Origin of the sequence: Caulobacter sp. KR2-114 (assembly GCF_049446115.1) — a bacterium.
In the GTDB taxonomy this organism is placed as follows: domain Bacteria; phylum Pseudomonadota; class Alphaproteobacteria; order Caulobacterales; family Caulobacteraceae; genus Acaudatibacter.
The window spans coordinates 404728-421652 of sequence record NZ_JBMSEC010000003.1; the positions used below are offsets into that span (position 1 = coordinate 404728).

Here is a 16925-nt window from a genome sequence, read left to right on the forward strand (position 1 = left end):
CGCTGCTACCGGCCGGTGAACACCGGAGCGCGCTTTTCCAGGAAGCTCTTGACCCCCTCGCGGTGATCTTCGGTGGCGAACAGGGTGTAGATGGTTTCGATCGCCCAGGCGCCGATCTCGCGCGGGTCGCCGGGCGTGGTGCGGCGCAGGCCGTCCTTCATGTAGCGCAGGGCCAGCGGCGGATTGACGGCGATGCGGCGGGCCAGGGCCATGGCCGTATCGATCAGCGTCTCGTGCGGCACCACCTGGCTGACCAGGCCGATGCGCCCCGCCTCCGCGGCGTCCACCGGATCGCCGGTGAACAGCAGCTCGGCGGCCTTGGCCTGGCCGACGATGGCCGGCAGCTTCCAGAAGCCGCCGACGTCGCAGACCAGGCCGCGCTTGATGAACAGCTCGGCGAACACCGCCTTTTCCGAGGCGATGCGGATGTCGGCGTAGAGCGCCAGCTCCATGCCCCAGCCCACCGCCGCGCCGTTCACCGCCGCGATCACCGGCTTGTCGCACTCGATGGCGGCCATGGCCGCCGGGGTCGGCTCGAAACGGATGCGGCGCTGGGCCGGCGCGGCGCGCGCTTCGCCGGTCATCATCTCCTTGACGTCCTCGCCGGAGCAGAAGGCCGGGTCCGCCCCCGTGACCAGCACGCAGCGGGCCTCGGGATCGGCGTCGGCGTGGCGGAAGGCGGCCTCGATCTCGGCATAGGCGCGCGGGTTCAGCGCGTTGCGCCGCTCGGGCCGGTTCAAGGTGATGCGGGCAATATGCTCCTCCACCCGGTAGAGCACGCAGGTGAAGTCGGCGGCGGCGATCAGCGCCATGTGCGTCTCCTCTTAGGTGGCCCCCGCGTCATGCTGTTATGGGGTGTCCAACCGGGGCGGAGTGCGCGCCCCGTCACCATGGGGAAGGCAATGGCCGATCAGGATCCGGCGGCGGTCGCGGTGGGCGAGGTGCGCGCGGCGCACCGCTTCGACGAGGGCAGGCTGGAGGCGTGGCTGACCGCCAACGTCGAGGGCTTCGCCGGGCCGATGAGCGTCAGCCAGTTCCGCGGCGGGGCCTCGAACCCGACGTTCCTGGTGACCGCCGGCGACCGGCGCTACGTGCTGCGCAAGAAGCCACCGGGCCAGCTCCTGGCCAGCGCCCACCAGGTGGACCGGGAATACCGGGTGATGAAGGCGCTGGGGACCACGGGCTTTCCGGTCCCCGTGATGCGCGCCCTCTGCCAGGACGAGAGCATCATCGGCACCACCTTCTACGTCATGGACTTCCTGGAGGGGCGGATCTTCCGCAACGCCCGCCTGCCCGGCATTACGCCGGCCGAGCGCGCGGCGATCTACGACGAGCTGAACGCCGTCATGGCGCGCCTGCACGGCGTCGACTACCAGGCCATCGGCCTGGGCGACTACGGCCGGCCCGGCAACTATTTCGCCCGGCAGATCGACCGCTGGACCAAGCAATACCGCGGGGCCGAGACCGAGCGGATCGAGGCGATGGAAAAGCTGATCGAGTATCTGCCCCAGCGCATGCCGGCCGACGACACCACCACCATCGCCCACGGCGACTACCGGCTGGAGAACGTGATGTTCCATCCGAGCGAGCCGCGGATCATCGCGGTGCTGGACTGGGAGCTGTCGACCCTGGGCCACCCCATGGCGGACCTGGCCTACAACTGCATCCTCTGGCACTCGCGCTCTGAGAGCTGGGGCACGCTGGACGGCATCGACCTGGCCAGCAGCGGCATCCCCACCGAGCAGGAATACGTCGCCGCCTACCAGAACCGCACGGGGCGCGAGATCGGCGACTTCGGCTTCTACCTGGGGTTCTCGCTGTTCCGGCTCGCCTCGATCGGCCAGGGGGTGTTCAAGCGCAATCTCGACGGCATCGGCAACGCCGATGCGGGGGCCGACAACAGCGGCGCCCACACGTTGGCGGAAACGGCCTGGGCGGTCCTGCAACGCTAGGTTTGCGCCCGATCGTCGCGCCTTGCGCTTCAGACGACAGCGTTAGGGACGCGTAAACCCGGCGCGCGGCCATCAAGGCGTCATGCTGAGGACCACGTCGCTCCACGGCCGCGAGCGTTCCGTAACCATCGCGCCCGCCATCCTGATCGGACTTGCCAGTCTCGTGGCCGCCTGCGGCTTCGGGCTGGGTCCGCGCGACAGCCATGAGGCGGCTGGGGTGTTCCCGCCGTGGTGGTCGCCCGCGCGGGTGATCGCGGCCGCCTCCGCCGCCGGACCCGTGTCGGCGGCCAGCCGCCAGCCGTTCGTGGTGGTGGTGCGCGCGCCGCAGGGCGACGTGGCCGCGCGGCTGCGGCGCGCCGGCGCCTGGCTGATCCTCGACCCCGGCCTGGCCCGCGCCTGCGGCAGCCTGAAGGAGACCTGATCGATGTTCGCCAACCTCGACGAACAGAGGGAATTCGGCAGCCGCCTGCTGGTCGGCCTGCTGTGGGCCATGGTCCCGGTGGTCGGCCTGGCCGGCCTGATCCTGCACAGCCCCTGGATAGGCCTGGCCGGCGCCACCGCAGGGCTGGCGGCCGGAGCCACCTTCGCCTGGCGCGCCGACCCGCATGGCGGCGGCTCGCGCATGGCGGTGGGCCTGGCGCTGATGGGAGCGGTGTCGCTGTTCGTCGCCGCCTTCCGCGGCAACGCCTGGCAGGCCGACGCCCACATGGCCTATTTCGCCGCCCTGGCCCTGCTGGTGGTCTATTGTGACTGGAAGGCGATCCTGGTGGGCGCCGCGGCGGTGGCCGTGCACCACCTGGTGCTGAACTTCCTGCTGCCGGCGGCGGTGTTCCCGGGGGCCGGGGGCCTGCTGCGGGTGGTGATGCACGCCGTGATCCTGGTGGTCGAAGCGGCCGCGCTGATCTGGACCTGCCACAGCGTCACCGGTCTCTTTGCCATTTCCAGCCGCAACGTGCGCGAGGCCGAGACGGCTCGAACGGCGGCCGAGGACGCCACCCGCGCCGTCGAGGCCGCCGGGCGCCTGGAGGCGCAGCGCGCCGAGGAGCGCCGGCTGGAGCGGCTGCAGACCGAGATGGAACAACAGGCTGTGGTCCAGGGCCTGGCCGGCGCCCTGCGCGACATGGCCGATGGGGACCTGCGCGTGCGCCTAAAGCAACCCTTCGCGCCCGACTACGAAAGCCTGCGCGCCGACTTCAACACCGCCATCGCCAAGCTCGAGGAAGCCCTCGGGCGGGTCGCGGTCAACACCAGCGGCATCGGCGCCGGCGCCGACCAGATCGCCCAGGCCTCCGACCACCTGTCGCGCCGCACCGAACAGCAGGCCGCCAGCCTGGAGGAGACCGCCGCCGCCCTCGACGAGATCACCGCCACGGTCGCCAAGTCGGCCGCCGGCGCCAGGCAGGCCAACAGCCTGGTCACCGCGGCCCGGGCCGACGCCGAGCGCTCCTCGGCCGTGGTCAGCCGCGCGGTTGCCGCCATGGGTGAGATCGAAAGCTCGTCGCAGCAGATCACCCAGATCATCGGCGTGATCGACGAGATCGCCTTCCAGACCAACCTGCTGGCCCTGAACGCCGGGGTCGAAGCCGCCCGCGCCGGGGATTCCGGCCGCGGCTTCGCGGTGGTGGCGCAGGAGGTGCGGGCCCTGGCCCAGCGCTCTGCCGAAGCGGCCAAGGAGATCAAGGGCCTGATCAACGCCTCCACCGGCCAGGTGGAACAGGGCGTGTCGCTGGTCGGCGAGACCGGCAAGGCGTTGCAGTCGATCGTCGCCCGGGTGGCCGAGATCGACGGCCTGGTGGCCGAAATCGCCGCCTCGGCCCAGGAGCAGTCCACCGGACTGCAGCAGGTCAACGGCGCGGTGAACCAGATGGACCAGGTGGTGCAGCAGAACGCCGCCATGGTCGAGGAATCCACCGCCGCCACCCATTCCCTGCACGGCGAGACCGCCGAGCTGCGCGCCCAGGTGGCCCGCTTCCGGCTGTCGTCGATGCCGGCCGGCGCCGCCCCGGCGAAGACCGCGCCCGTCGCCGCGCGGAAGTTGCACGCCGCCGGTGGCGGTGGCGTCAGCGCCGACGGATGGGAGGAGTTCTAAGTTCACCCTCCCCTTCATGGGGAGGGAAAGATCGCGCAGCGATCAGGGTGGGGAAATGAGATACCGCGCGCTGGCCTGCGGATCGGCAGGCGTTCCCCACCCTGGCGGCTTCGCCGCCTGTCCCTCCCCATGAAGGGGAGGGTGGATGAGCCTAGACCAGCACGCCGTGGCAGTGCTTGAACTTCTTGCCTGAGCCGCAGGGGCACGGGGCGTTGCGACCCGTGCGCTCGAAGCCTTCCGGCAGGGCGCTGAGCGGCAGGCGCTCGCGGGCGGCGGCGTCCTGGAAGTTCAGGCCGGCGCCCAGGCCGCCAAGCTCCAGCGCCAGCGCCCGCTCGTTCTCGCCGGTGGTCGGGTCGACGTGGATCTCGGTGAACTGGCCAGGGTCCGGCTCGGCCGGCGGCTCGGTGAACTGGATCTCCACCGTCATGATCCAGCGGGTCACGTTCTGGCGCAGGTCGCCGATCAGCTTCTCGAAGAGCGAGAAGGCCTCGGTCTTGTACTCGTTCAGCGGGTCGCGCTGGCCGTAGCCGCGCAGGCCGATGACGTTGCGCAGGTGGTCGAGGTGCATCAGGTGCTCGCGCCACTGCAGATCCACCATCTGCAGCAGGAAGTTCTTTTCCACCTGGCGCAGGCGCTCGGCGCCCAGCATCTGCTCGCGCTCCTCGGCGCGGGCGTTGGCCGCCTTGAGGATGCGCTCCTCGATCTCCTCGTTGGCGATGCCTTCCTCGGCCGCCCATTCGCGGATCGGCAGGGTCAGGCCCAGGATCGACTGCACGCGCTCGTCCAGGCCCTCGACATCCCACTGGTCGGCGTAGGCCTTGGGCGGCAGGTGTCGCTGGACCAGGTCGGCGACGGTGTCCTGGCGCATCTCGACGATGATCTCGGACAGGTCCTCGGAGTCCATGAACTCCTTGCGCTGCTCGAACACCGCCTTGCGCTGGTCGTTGGCGACGTCGTCGTACTTCAGCAGGTTCTTGCGGATCTCGTAGTTGCGCTGCTCGACGCGCTTCTGGGCGGTGGCGATGGCGCTGTTCAGCCACTTGTGGGTGATCGCCTCGCCTTCCTGGACACCGAAGGTGCGCATGATCGCGTCCAGCCGGTCGCCGGCGAAGATGCGCAGCAGGTCGTCCTCGCAGCTGAGGAAGAACTTGGACTTGCCGGGGTCGCCCTGGCGGCCGGTCCGGCCGCGCAGCTGGTTGTCGATCCGCCGGCTCTCGTGCCGCTCGGTGCCCAGCACATAGAGGCCGCCGGCAGCCAGGGCCTTGGCCTTGCGGCTCTCGATCTCGGCGGCGAACTCCTCGGTCTGGAGTTCCTCGTCCTCGCGGGTGGGCTCGATGCCCAGCCCTTCCTGCTCCTGGCGCCAGCGGGCCAGGCGCATGTCGATGTTGCCGCCCAGCTGGATGTCGGTGCCGCGGCCGGCCATGTTGGTGGCGATGGTCACCGCCCCCGGCACGCCGGCGTCGGCGACGATATAGGCTTCCTGTTCGTGGTAGCGGGCGTTCAGCACGTTGTGCGGCACGCCCTTGACGGTCTTGCCGTCCATTTCGAAGGTGTGCGCCTTCAGGAGTTCGGCCAGGTGCTCGGACTTCTCGATCGACACCGTGCCCACCAGGATCGGCTGCCCGCGGCGGTAGCAGTCCTCGATCTGGGCGACGATGGCGGCGTTCTTCTCGGCTTCGGTGCGATAGACCTCGTCGTCCTCGTCGATCCGCTGAACCGGGCGGTTCGTGGGGATCTCGACGATGTCCATCTTGTAGATGTCCATGAACTCCTGGGCTTCCGTCGCCGCGGTGCCGGTCATGCCCGACAGCTTGGCGTAGAGGCGGAAGTAGTTCTGGATGGTCACCGAGGCCAGGGTCTGGTTCTCGGGCTGGATATCGACGCCTTCCTTGGCCTCGATCGCCTGGTGCAGGCCTTCCGACAGCCGCCGGCCGTGCATCATCCGGCCGGTGAACTCGTCGATCAGCATCACCTCGCCGCTGCGGACGATGTAGTCCTTGTCGCGCTGGTACAGCACGTTGGCGCGCAGCGCCTGGTTGACGTGGTGCACCACCGAGATGTTGGCCGGATCGTAGAGGCCGGCGGAATCCTCGGCCAGATGGCCGGCTTCCTGCAGGATCTCCTCGATCATCTCCGAGCCGTGCTCGGTCAGCAGCGCCTGGCGCTGCTTCTCGTCGTGCTCGAAGGTCGAGGGATCCTTGACCAGTTCCTTCACCAGGCCGTCTATGATCCGGTAGAAGTCGGAACGGTCCTCGGTCGGGCCGGAGATGATCAGCGGGGTGCGCGCCTCGTCGATCAGGATCGAGTCCACCTCGTCGACGATCGCGAAGTTGTGCCCGCGCTGCACCATCTCGCCGGCGTCATAGACCAGGTTGTCGCGCAGGTAGTCGAAGCCGAACTCGTTGTTCGTGCCGTAGGTGATGTCGGAATTGTACGCCTTCTGGCGCTCGCCCTGGCTGAGGCCGTTGACGATCACGCCCACCGACAGGCCGAGGAAGCGATACACCCGGCCCATCCAGTCGGCGTGCAGGCGGGCCAGGAAGTCGTTCACCGTGATCAGGTGCACGCCCTTGCCTTCCAGGGCGTTCAGGTAGCACGGCAGGGTGGCCACCAGGGTCTTGCCCTCGCCGGTGCGCATCTCGGCGATGCCGCCCCGGTGCAGCACGATGCCGCCGACCATCTGCACGTCGAAGTGGCGCTGGCCGAGCACCCGCTTGGCGGCCTCGCGGACCACCGCGAAGGCCTCGTTAAGGATGGCGTCCAGGGTTTCGCCCTTGGCCAGCCGCGCCCTGAATTCATCCGTCTTGGCGCGCAACTGATCGTCGCTGAGCGCCGCCATCTGCGGTTCAAGCGCGTTGATCTTGGCAACTCGGCCCATCAGTTGCTTGACCTTGCGGTCATTGGATGAGCCGAAAATCTTCGTCAGATCGACCATAGGGTATTGAAAGTCCGCTTAGAGGCCCTGGCGCCCGAGCCGGCCGCAACATACGGCCCCGTCCGCCTGATCGATAACCGCATCAGGGCGCGCCGCTGACTTAAGCAGCGCACCCCCCAGTGTCAACGAAAGGCGGTCGCCGCGCCCCGGGACTCAAGGGCGCAGCGAAGAATTCGTTCCGTTGGGGTGAGGTAGGGTTAGGCGCCGAGCAGTTCCCGGCTGGAGCCCCCTACCCCCGCTTCGCGGGTACTTCCCCCGGAGGGGGAAGAGAGGGGCGCCGTCCGTTCTCTTCCCCCCGTGGGGGAAGTACGGCCGAAGGCCGGGATGGGGGCTCCAGCGGAACTCTGTCCTCAAGCCGCCGCGGCGCTCGGGCGGGCCTTCACCCGTTCCAGCCAGGCGGCGATGTTCTTGTTGGCCGGGTCCAGCGGCTGGCCGACCTGGGCGCCGAACTGCAGGAAGCAGTAGAGCAGGATGTCGGCCAGGGTGAAGCGGTCGCCGACGATCCAGGTCTTGCCCGCCATCTGGCCGTCCAGCCAAGCCAGCTTCTCGGCGGCGATCGCCTTCAGGTCGTCGGCCGCCTGCGGGATGCAACGCATGCGGTTCTGGAACAGCGCCAGCCCCTGCGAATAGCGGAAGCCGTTGGCCATCGGCTCGAGGATGTTGAGGTCGATGCGGCGCGCCCACATGCGGGTCACGGCCCGTTCCTCCGGCGTCGCGCCGATCAGCGGCGGGTTCGGGTGCTTCTCGTCGAGATACTCGCAGATGGCGGTGATCTCGGACAGCACCACGCCGTCGTCCAGTTCCAGCGCCGGCATCTGACCGGTGGGGTTCTTGGCGACGTACGGCGGCTGGCGGTTCTCGCCGGCCATCAGGTTGATCTCCTCACGCGGGATCTCCAGGCCCTTCTCGGCCATGAACATCTTGACCACATGCGGATTGGGTCCGACGGAGTTGTAGAACTTCATGGCAGGCCTCCCGTTTGGCTTGACGCGCCGGTATTTCGCGACCATGGCGCCTTAGTTTCTCAAAGGCCTAGGCAAGGGATGGCATGAAGGCAAGGCTGACCGAGGGGAAGGCGGGGCTCGCGGCGCGCCTGGCGTGCGCCGTGGCGCTCAGCCTGGCCCTGGCCGCCTGCGCGCCGAAGAACACCGTCCAGCAGGCGCCGGAGCCGAACGACAAGGCGGTGGCGACCCTCAACGGCCAGACCGTCTGGGCCTCCGACGTCAAGCGCGAGGCGGTGGCCCAGGGCCTGATCGGCCAGGGCGAGCCGCTGGACGTCTCTTCCGACCTGTTCCACCAGGTGCTCGACGAGGTGATCGACCAGAAGCTGCTGGCCGCCGAGGCGATCAAGCGCAAGATCGACAAGGATCCGGCGGCCCAGCGCCGCCTGGCCGCCGCGCGCGAGCGGATCCTGGGCGACATCCTGCTGGAGAACTCTGTCGGCAAGGCGGTCAATGACGACGCCATCAACGGCCTCTACCAGGAGATGCTGAAGACCCAGACGCCGACCGAGCAGATCCAGCTGCGCCGCATCGTCGTCGCCAGCCAGGCCGAGGGCGACCAGATCGTCAAGCTGCTGAAGGGCGGCGCCTCGTTCGACACCCTGGCCGCCCAGCGCTCCAAGGACGACACCACCCGCTTCTCCGGCGGCCTCTTGAAGCCGCTGACCACCGACATGCTGCCGGAAGGCTACGCCGCCGCCCTGAAGGACGCCAAGACCGGCCAGGTGGTGGGCCCGTTCAAGACCGAGGAAGGCTTCGTGGTGGCGCGCGTCGACGACCGCCGCCAGGAGGCGCCCATCACGCTGGAGGCCGCGCGGCCCCAGATCGTGCGTTTTCTCACCTACGATCAGGTCAAGGACCTGATCCTGAAGCTGCGAAGCAAGGCCGCGGTGAAGACGCTGATCGGCCCGCCGGCGGACGTGCCGGGGACGCCGCGCGAACCCGCCTCGGCCCCGCCCCCGCTCGCCATCCCCGGCGGCGAAGCCCCCGCGGGCGCGCCGCCCTCCGCCGAAGGCCCCGCCGGCGCCGCGCCGGCCTCGGCCCCGAACGTTTCGACGAAGAAGCCATGACCCGCAAACCCTCTCCCAAGTCCTCCGGCAAAACCCCGGCCGCCAAGGCGCTGGAAGCCGCCGTCAAGCCGGCCGAGCTCGTCGGCCACACCATCGAGCGGGCCTTCGACCCGCTGGCGAGCGCGCTCAAGCGCGCCGCCCTGAACCGCGCCGACCGCCAGAGCCGCCAGTTTCCCAGCACGCCCGCGCCCGCCGCGCCGGCGGGCAAGCCCGGCCTGGCGATCTCGCCGCTGGCCGTGCCCTTCCCGAAGATTCCGCCGATCGCCGGGGTCGAGCTCGGCATCGGCCGGGCCGGCTTCTACAAGCATGAGCGCGACGACGTGCTGCTGATGCGCTTCGCCGAGGGGACCAGCGTCGCCGGGGTGTTCACCCGCCACGGCGTGGGCTCCGCGCCGGTGGACTGGTGCAAGCGCCAGCTGATCGCCTCCGGCGGCGAGGACGCCCGCGCCCTGGTGGTCAACGCCGGCTGCGCCAATTCCTTCACCGGCCGGCCGGGCGCGGACGCCGCGCGCCGGGTCGCCTCGGCGGTGGCCAAGCGCTTCGACTGCCGCCAGCGCGACGTGATGCTGGCCTCCACCGGCGTGATCGGCGTGCTGCTGGACGACGCCAAGATCACCGCCCGCCTGTCGGAGATCGAGCGCCGGCTCAGCGCCGACGCCTGGGCCGACGCCGCGCGGGCGATCATGACCACCGACACCTTCCCGAAGGGGGCCTACGCGGAGGCGCAGATCGACGGCCATCCGGTGCGGATCGCCGGCATCTGCAAGGGCTCAGGGATGATCGCCCCCGACATGGCCACCATGCTGGCCTTCGTCGCCACCGACGCCAACATCGCCCCGGCCACGCTGCAGACCCTGGCCGGGCTCTACACCCGCAACACCTTCAACAGCGTGACGGTGGACGGCGACCGTTCGACCAACGACACCCTGCTGCTGTTCGCCACCGGCCAGTCCAGCGCCCCGCGCATCTCCCGCGCCGGCGACGCGCGCCTGGCCGACTTCCGCGCCAAGCTGGAACAGGTGCTGCTGGACCTGGCGCTGCAGCTGGTGCGCGACGGCGAAGGGGCGAGCAAGTTCGTCAAGATCACCGTCAGCGGCGCCGAGAGCCAGGCGTCGGCCCGCAAGATCGCCCGCACCATCGCCGAGAGCCCGCTGGTCAAGACCGCCTTCGCCGGCGAGGACGCCAACTGGGGCCGCATCGTCATGGCCGTGGGCCGCGCCGACGAGCCGATGAACCGCGAGCGCCTGTCGGTGAAGTTCGGCCCCCTGACCGCCGCCCGCGACGGCCTGGTCGCCTCCGACTACTCGGAGGCGAAGATGAGCGCGTACATGAAGAAGGCCGAGTTGGAGGTCAGCGTCGACGTCGGCGTGGGCCGCGGCTCGGCGGTGATGTGGACCTGCGACCTGACCAAGCAGTACGTGGCGATCAACGGCGACTACCGAAGCTAGGAACTAGCCCCCCACCGTCATCCTCGGGCGTCAGTCCCGAGGATCCATGAACACGTGAAGCGCCCTCGCGAGCGGCAGCGAAGCGTCGCAGAGGCTTGCGAGAATTGACCGCCGGCGCCCTGCCGTGGCGCGCCCTTCGAAGCGCGCCATTCGCACTCCCGTGTTCATGGATCCTCGGCACAAGGCCGAGGATGACGGTTGAGATGTGGAATTCCCCCCCGTCTGACTCCCGCCGCAATTTCCACTAGGGTGCCGGCATGGCCGAAACGCCCGCCTTCTCGGCGCTGCCCGACAGCTTCACCCTGCTGCAGGTCACGCCGGAACTGGACGGCGGCGGCGTTGAGGCGGTGACGCTGGACGTGGCCGCGGCGGTGGCGGCGGCCGGACGACGCTCGCTGGTGGCCTCGCGCGGCGGGGCGCTGGAGGGGCGGCTCGCGGCGGCCGGCGCGCAGCTGTTCCGGGCGCCGGTGCAGTCGAAGAACCCCCTCACGCTGGCGCTCAACGCCATCCGCCTGGAGCGGCTGATCCGCCGCGAGCGGGTCAGCCTGGTGCATGTGCGTTCGCGCGCCCCGGCGTTCAGCGCGCTTGCCGCCGCGCGGCGGACCCGGGTTCCGCTGGTCGCCACCTATCACGGCATCTACCGGGCCGATGGCGCGCTGAAGCGCTGGTACAACGCGGTGATGACCCGCGGCGACCTGGTGATCGCCAACTCGGCCTTCACCCAGGCTCACGTCCTGGCCGAGCATGCGGTGGATCCCGGCAAGGTGGCGGTGATCCCGGAGGGCGTCGACACCGACGTCTTCGATCCCGCGCGGGTGAGCGCCGCGCGCGTGGCGGCGATCCGCCAGGCCTGGGGCCTGCGCGACCCCGAACCGCGCGCGGTGATCCTTCTGGCCGGGCGGCTGACCCGGCTGAAGGGCCAGCGGCTGCTGGTCGAGGCCGCCGGGCGCCTCGGGCGCTCCGAGGAGATGATGCTGGTGCTGGCCGGCGGCGGCGGCAGTCCCGAATATCGCGACGAGATCCTGGCGGCCGCGGCCGTGACGGGCCTGGGCGACAACCTGCGGCTGGTGGGTCCGGTGGAAGACATGCCCGCCGCCTATCTGGCGGCCGACCTGGTGGTGGCGCCCTCCACCCAGCCGGAGAGCTTCGGCCGGACGGTGGCGGAGGCCGGCGCGATGGGCCGGCCGGTGCTGGCCGCCGCCCACGGCGGCCCGGCGGAGATCGTCGTTCCCGGGCAGACCGGCTGGCTGGCGCGCCCCGGCGACGGCGACGCCTGGACGGCGGCCCTCGCCGAGGCCCTCGCCACCTCGCCGGAGCGCCGCGCGGCGATGGCCGCCGCCGCCCGCCGGCGCGTGAAGCAGCTTTATTCCTTGCGCGCCATGTGCGAGGCCACGGGCGACGTGTACCGACGCCTGCTGGAAGCCCGGGAATGAAGCCGCCCAAGAAGGGCCAGACGAAGATCCTGGTCATCAAGCTGTCCGCCCTGGGCGATTTCGTGCTCGCCTTCCCGGCGTTCGAGCGGATCCGCGCGGCGCATCCGGACGCGCACATCACCCTCCTGACCACCCCGCCGTTCGAGAGCCTGGGCCGCTCCAGCCCGTTCTTCGACCGCGTGGAGACCGACGGGCGCCCGTCGAACCCGGTGGCCTGGCTGGGGCTGGTGCTGCGCCTGCGGGGGGAGAAGTACGCCCGGGTCTACGACCTGCAGAACTCCGGCCGCACCAACCTGATCTTCCAGGCGCTGCGTCCCTTCCCGCCGCAGTGGTCGGGCGTCGCCGCCGGCGCGTCGCACCGGCACCGCAACCCGGATCGCATGAAGATGCACGCCCTGGAGCGGCAGGCGCAGCAGCTGGAGGTCGCCGGCATCTGGCCGGACGCCCCGACCCGGCCGCTGTCGGCAGCCCCGCCGGACATCTCCTGGATCCTGGCCCGCTCGCCCGCCGCGCGGCCGATGTCGTCCACCAACCCGCGCCCCGTGGTGCTGCTGATCCCGGGCTCGTCGGCGCACCGCACCGAGAAGCGCTGGCCGATCGAGCATTACGCCAGGCTGGCGGAGATTCTGTCGGCGAAAGGCCTGGACATCGTCATCATCGGCTCGCTGCAGGAGAGCAACCTGGCGCACGCCATCCAGCGCAAGGCGACCCGCGCACGCGACCTGACCGGCCGCACCGACTTCGCCGCCCTGGCCACCCTGGGGGCCCGCGCGGCGCTGGCGATCGGCAACGACACCGGGCCCGTGCACCTGATCGCCGCCGCCGGGGCGCCGACCATCGCCCTGTTCTCGTCCGCCTCCGACCCGGCGATTTCCGGGCCGCGCGGCCACGTCACGGTGTTCCAGGCCGACGACCTGGCGAGTGTGGCGCCGGAGACAGTCGCGCAGACCGCGCTGTCTTTGGCTGGCGCTAACCCTTGATCGTATAAGGCGCCTTGGTCATATACTAAGGTGAGGGGTCGCTTCGGCGCGCCTCGTGTCCCAACAGGCCAGGAGCAAAGCCTATTCGTCGTCCCATGCCCGCGCCACCGTCCAAGGACGGACCGCGCATCAATGATGAGATTCGTGTCCCCCGCGTTCTGCTGATCGATCAGCACGGTGAGAAGCAGGGGATCATGCCGACCTCCTCCGCGCTCGAAGCGGCTGAGGAAGCGGGTCTCGATCTGGTTGAGGTCTCGCCGACCGCCGATCCGCCGGTTTGCAAGATTCTGGACTACGGAAAGTACAAGTTCCAGGAACAGAAGAAGAAGAACGAGGCGCGCAAGCGGCAGAAACTCGTCGAGGTGAAGGAAATCAAGCTTCGCCCGAATATCGATATTCACGACTACGAGGTGAAGGCCAAGGCCATGCACCGCTTCTTCGAGGAAGGCGACAAGGTCAAGGTGACCTTGCGGTTCCGCGGCGGCGAGATGCGTCACCCCGAGCTGGGCATGAAGCTGCTGCAGCAGGTCAAGGCGGACTTCGACCCGGTGGCCAAGGTCGAATACGAGCCGCGCATGGAAGGCCGGCAGATGATCATGATCCTCGCCCCGCGCTGAGGCGCGGACGCCGGGCGCGCGCCATCGGCACAGCCTTGACGCGCGCGCTGGCGGCTTCCTAGATACCCCGCAGTTGTGGGGGTGTTCGATGATTTCCAGGCGTTTGCGGGCGGCGGCCATCGCCGTCCTCGGCGGAATTGCGGCTGCGACCTCGGCCATGGCCGCGGAACCGCAGGCCGCGGCCGGCCCGCCGGCCCTGGCCGCGTACGGCCGGCTGCCGACCATCGAACAGGTGGCCATCGCCCCCGACGGCAGCGCCCTGGCGGCGATCTACACCGATGGCGACGCGCGCAAGCTGGTCGTGCTGAGCCTCCCGGACCAGAAGATCATCCGGGTGCTGAACGCCGGCTCCAACAAGCTGCGCACCATCCAGTGGGCCGGACCGCACCACATCCTGCTGACCGTCAGCCACGCCACCACGGTGGTCGATGTGATCGCCCCGAAGTCGGAGTGGTTCGTCACCACCGACTACAACCTCGACAAGGGCTCGCTGAAGCCGGCGATCGCCGGCATCGACGAGGCGATGAACATCACCTTTGGCAAGCCGATGATCCGCACGATCAACGGCCATCCCTTCGCGTTCATCCAGGGCGAGTACTTCGTCGACAACCGCGGCCACATCGCCCTTTTCAAGGTCGACCTGGACCGCGACGTGGCCATCCTGGTGGACGCCGGCGTCGAGAACACCGACGACTGGCTGGTCGACCAGTCCGGCCAGTTGCTGGCCCAGCGCGAGCACGACGCCCGCCGCGACGTCACCCAGGTCAGGGTGCACCGGGGCAACAGCTGGCAGCTGGTCAAGCTGGGCGATGGCAACGGCGACCCCGACATCATGGGCCTGGGCCGCGACGGCAAGACGATCCTGTTCAATGACTGGGTGGACGACAAGCCGGCGCTGCGCGAGCTGACGGTCGGCGAGACCGGCTGGGGCGACGTGATCGCCAGCCAGGACGGCCAGGAGGTGCTGTTCGATCCCGGCGACGCGCGGGCGATCGGCGTGCATGCCCTGGTCGGCGACAAGGACGAGTACCGCTTCTTCGACGCCCACGACCAGGCGGTGTGGAACGCCGTGGTGAAGGCCTATCCCGCCGACGCGCGGGTTCTCTTCCAGGACTGGTCGGCCGACCACCGGCGGATCGTGGTGCTGGTCGACTCGCCGGAGGACGGGGCGGCCTACGCCTATGTCGATCTGGCCACGCACAAGGCGACCTGGCTCGGCGACGTCTATCCCGAGGCGGCCAAGCTGATCGCCCCGCGCACGCCCTTCGCCTTCAAGGCCGGCGACGGCACGCCCCTGACCGGATACCTGTTCACCCCGCCGGGCCGCGAGGCGCGCAACCTGCCGCTGGTGGTGTTCCCCCACGGCGGCCCGGCCGCGCGCGACGAGCCGTCATATGACTGGTGGGCCCAGGCCATGGCCACGCGCGGCTATGCGGTGCTGCAGGTCAACTACCGCGGCTCCGACGGCTTCGGCTGGAAGTTCCTGAAGGCGGGCTTCGGCCAGTGGGGCCGGGCGATGCAGACCGATCTGTCGGACGGCGTGCGCGCGCTGGCGGTGCAGGGCAAGATCGACCCGAAGCGGGTGTGCATCGTCGGGGCCAGCTACGGGGGCTATGCGGCCCTGGCCGGCGCCACGCTGCAGCCGGACGTCTACCGCTGCGCCGCCTCCGTCGCCGGGCCCGCCGAACTGAGCAAGTTCGTCGCCTGGTCGCGCGATCAGCATGACATCTCCGCCCAGCGTTACTGGCTGAAGTTCATGGGCGCCGACGGCCTGCACGACGTGCGGCTGGAGGACATCTCGCCGGCCGACCATGCCGACCAGGTGAAGGGGCCGGTGCTGCTGATCCACGGCAAGGACGACACCGTGGTGCCATTCAGCCAGTCGCAGATCATGGCCGACGCCCTGAAGCGGGCCGGCAAGCCCTACGATCTGGTGGTGCTGAAGGCCGAGGACCACTGGCTGTCGCGGGGCGAGACGCGGCTGCAGATGCTGCAGGCGGTGATCGACTTCCTGCAGAAGAACAATCCGCCGGGCTGAGCGGATTTTGGCCGCGACGCGTAGCCACGCTCCGCGCTTTTGTCACGCTTGGCGGGTTGAGCCGCGGGGCAACGCCGCTTATCAGCGGTCACATGACCCGGGAGGAGAACCAGCCCCCGGCCGCGCGATCCTCCGCAGCGGCCCTCTACACCCTGCTGTCGGTGATGTTCATCAACATGCTGGGCTTCGGCATCGTGGTGCCGTTGCTGCCCTTCTATGGCGCCTCGTTCCACGCCGGACCCGAGGCGGTGGCGCTGATCTTCTCGGCCTATTCCATGGGCGGCTTCTTCGGCGAGCCGTTCTGGGGCCGGCTGTCGGACCGCATCGGCCGCAAGCCGATCCTGATCTCCACCCTGGTGGCCAACTGCCTCTGCTATGGCCTGCTGGCCTTCGCCCCCAATGTCTACATCGCCTTCATCATCCGCTTCTTCGGCGGCATGGCGGCGGGCAACGGCTCGACCGTGCAGGGGTATATCGCCGACGTCACCCCGCCGGACGAGCGGGCCGGGCGGATGTCGCGCCTGGGCGCGGCCTACAACATCGGCTTCATCCTCGGCCCGGCCGCCGGCGGCCTGCTGGCCAAGCCTTCGGCCGGCACCATCGGCTACCAGATCCCGCTGCTGGCGGCCTCCGCTCTGGCGGCCTGCGCCGCGATCGGCATCCTGGTGTTCGTCAAGGAAAGCCGCACCCGGGTGCGCAACCTGGAGAACCAGCCCAGCCGCTGGGCGATGATCGGCTATTCCGCCGGCCACCCGGTGATCCGGCGCCTGATGCTGCTGACCTTCTTCGTCGGCGTGGCCTTCACCGGCATCGAGAGCACCTTCGGCCTGTGGGCCCAGCACCGCTTCGCCTGGCAGCCCAAGGACGTGGGCGTGTGCTTCATGGTCACCGGCATCGTCTCGTCGGTCTGCCAGTTCTTCATCACCGGCTACATGTCGCGCCGCTTCGGCGAGGCGACGATGCTGGCGGTGGGGATGGTCGGCACGGTGCTGTGCACCGCCGCCCAGCCGTTCACCGACGGCGCGGCCCTGACCGTGGCCGTGATGGCGATGATGGCGCTGTCGCAGTCCGTCGCCTTCCCCAATTCCGGGGCGATGATGTCGCGCGCCGTGGACCCGGACCACCAGGGTCAGGTGATGGGCCTGAACAACGCCATGGGCTCGTTCGCCCGCTTCATCGGCCCCAGCATCGCCGGCTTCACCTTCTCGCGCATGAGCGTCAACGCGCCGTTCTTCACCGGCGCCCTGATCGTCGCGCCGGCGATCCTGCTGGCCATCGGCGCCGGCCGCGCCGTCCGCCGCATGGGCGCGCAGAGCGCGGCGGCCGTGGTCGACCACTTCTCGCATTAGAGAACATTGATCG

General features: G+C 69.7%; 13 protein-coding genes. 10 read left to right on the forward strand and 3 right to left on the reverse strand.

Annotated elements, in window-relative coordinates; translation table 11 throughout:
• Positions 1-5: 5 nt before the first annotated feature.
• Positions 6-812 (reverse strand): enoyl-CoA hydratase/isomerase family protein, encoded by an 807-nt coding sequence (locus ACO2Q3_RS14245; protein ID WP_423307567.1) that lies wholly within the window; start codon positions 810-812, stop codon positions 6-8.
• A 90-nt stretch (positions 813-902) separates the two neighbouring features.
• On the opposite strand from ACO2Q3_RS14245, the gene ACO2Q3_RS14250 reads away from it, so the two are divergent.
• The 3 genes from ACO2Q3_RS14250 (at position 903) to ACO2Q3_RS14260 (ending at position 4041) form a co-directional block, all read left to right on the forward strand.
• Entirely contained in the window at positions 903-1952 is a 1050-nt protein-coding gene (locus tag ACO2Q3_RS14250; protein ID WP_423307569.1) for a phosphotransferase, read from the forward strand.
• Positions 1953-2034: 82 nt separating this feature from the next.
• Positions 2035-2373: a hypothetical protein gene (locus tag ACO2Q3_RS14255; protein WP_423307571.1), complete on the forward strand. Its 339-nt coding sequence runs from the start codon at positions 2035-2037 to the stop codon at positions 2371-2373.
• Positions 2374-2376: 3 nt separating this feature from the next.
• The gene (locus tag ACO2Q3_RS14260) at positions 2377-4041 is read left to right on the forward strand and encodes a methyl-accepting chemotaxis protein (RefSeq protein ID WP_423307573.1); all 1665 of its coding nucleotides are present in this window, start codon (positions 2377-2379) and stop codon (positions 4039-4041) included.
• A gap of 151 nt (positions 4042-4192) precedes the next feature.
• Here the strand turns inward: ACO2Q3_RS14260 and secA are convergent, their stop codons facing one another.
• Both secA and ACO2Q3_RS14270 read right to left on the reverse strand, forming a co-directional pair.
• On the reverse strand, positions 4193-6976 hold the full coding sequence (gene secA, locus ACO2Q3_RS14265) for a preprotein translocase subunit SecA (RefSeq protein WP_423307575.1): 2784 nt from the start codon (positions 6974-6976) through the stop codon (positions 4193-4195).
• 350 nt (positions 6977-7326) lie between these two features.
• Positions 7327-7941 (reverse strand): glutathione S-transferase family protein, encoded by a 615-nt coding sequence (locus ACO2Q3_RS14270; protein WP_423307577.1) that lies wholly within the window; start codon positions 7939-7941, stop codon positions 7327-7329.
• Positions 7942-8024: 83 nt separating this feature from the next.
• Between ACO2Q3_RS14270 and ACO2Q3_RS14275 the strand changes: the two genes are divergently transcribed.
• From ACO2Q3_RS14275 to ACO2Q3_RS14305, 7 genes are all read left to right on the forward strand, one after another.
• Positions 8025-9047: a peptidylprolyl isomerase gene (locus tag ACO2Q3_RS14275; protein WP_423307579.1), complete on the forward strand. Its 1023-nt coding sequence runs from the start codon at positions 8025-8027 to the stop codon at positions 9045-9047.
• Positions 9044-10495 carry a bifunctional glutamate N-acetyltransferase/amino-acid acetyltransferase ArgJ gene (gene argJ / locus ACO2Q3_RS14280; protein WP_423307581.1) on the forward strand — a complete coding sequence of 484 codons (1452 nt, stop codon included), beginning with the start codon at positions 9044-9046 and terminating at the stop codon, positions 10493-10495. The genes ACO2Q3_RS14275 and argJ overlap by 4 nt, the downstream gene beginning before the upstream one ends.
• Before the next feature lie 257 nt (positions 10496-10752).
• Positions 10753-11928, forward strand: a complete 1176-nt coding sequence (locus tag ACO2Q3_RS14285; protein ID WP_423307583.1) for a glycosyltransferase family 4 protein — start codon at positions 10753-10755, stop codon at positions 11926-11928.
• A complete protein-coding gene (locus ACO2Q3_RS14290; protein ID WP_423307585.1) occupies positions 11925-12908 on the forward strand; it encodes a glycosyltransferase family 9 protein in 984 nt (327 codons plus the stop codon). The genes ACO2Q3_RS14285 and ACO2Q3_RS14290 overlap by 4 nt, the downstream gene beginning before the upstream one ends.
• Positions 12909-13003: 95 nt before the next feature.
• Positions 13004-13525: a translation initiation factor IF-3 gene (infC, locus tag ACO2Q3_RS14295; protein ID WP_423307587.1), complete on the forward strand. Its 522-nt coding sequence runs from the start codon at positions 13004-13006 to the stop codon at positions 13523-13525.
• 88 nt (positions 13526-13613) lie between these two features.
• The gene (locus ACO2Q3_RS14300; RefSeq protein WP_423307589.1) at positions 13614-15563 is read left to right on the forward strand and encodes an alpha/beta hydrolase family protein; all 1950 of its coding nucleotides are present in this window, start codon (positions 13614-13616) and stop codon (positions 15561-15563) included.
• Positions 15564-15655: 92 nt separating this feature from the next.
• The gene (locus ACO2Q3_RS14305; RefSeq protein ID WP_423307591.1) at positions 15656-16912 is read left to right on the forward strand and encodes an MFS transporter; all 1257 of its coding nucleotides are present in this window, start codon (positions 15656-15658) and stop codon (positions 16910-16912) included.
• The last annotated feature ends 13 nt before the right edge of the window (positions 16913-16925 follow it).

Coding starts and splice junctions, on each gene's coding strand:
- ACO2Q3_RS14275 (WP_423307579.1), top strand. CDS start 8,025: ATGAAGGCAAGGCTGACCGAGGGGAAGGCGGGGCTCGCGGCGCGCCTG.
- ACO2Q3_RS14250 (WP_423307569.1), top strand. CDS start 903: ATGGCCGATCAGGATCCGGCGGCGGTCGCGGTGGGCGAGGTGCGCGCG.
- ACO2Q3_RS14270 (WP_423307577.1), bottom strand. CDS start 7,941: ATGAAGTTCTACAACTCCGTCGGACCCAATCCGCATGTGGTCAAGATG.
- ACO2Q3_RS14255 (WP_423307571.1), top strand. CDS start 2,035: ATGCTGAGGACCACGTCGCTCCACGGCCGCGAGCGTTCCGTAACCATC.
- ACO2Q3_RS14285 (WP_423307583.1), top strand. CDS start 10,753: ATGGCCGAAACGCCCGCCTTCTCGGCGCTGCCCGACAGCTTCACCCTG.
- argJ (WP_423307581.1), top strand. CDS start 9,044: ATGACCCGCAAACCCTCTCCCAAGTCCTCCGGCAAAACCCCGGCCGCC.
- secA (WP_423307575.1), bottom strand. CDS start 6,976: ATGGTCGATCTGACGAAGATTTTCGGCTCATCCAATGACCGCAAGGTC.
- ACO2Q3_RS14300 (WP_423307589.1), top strand. CDS start 13,614: ATGATTTCCAGGCGTTTGCGGGCGGCGGCCATCGCCGTCCTCGGCGGA.
- ACO2Q3_RS14260 (WP_423307573.1), top strand. CDS start 2,377: ATGTTCGCCAACCTCGACGAACAGAGGGAATTCGGCAGCCGCCTGCTG.
- ACO2Q3_RS14305 (WP_423307591.1), top strand. CDS start 15,656: ATGACCCGGGAGGAGAACCAGCCCCCGGCCGCGCGATCCTCCGCAGCG.
- ACO2Q3_RS14290 (WP_423307585.1), top strand. CDS start 11,925: ATGAAGCCGCCCAAGAAGGGCCAGACGAAGATCCTGGTCATCAAGCTG.
- ACO2Q3_RS14245 (WP_423307567.1), bottom strand. CDS start 812: ATGGCGCTGATCGCCGCCGCCGACTTCACCTGCGTGCTCTACCGGGTG.
- infC (WP_423307587.1), top strand. CDS start 13,004: ATGCCCGCGCCACCGTCCAAGGACGGACCGCGCATCAATGATGAGATT.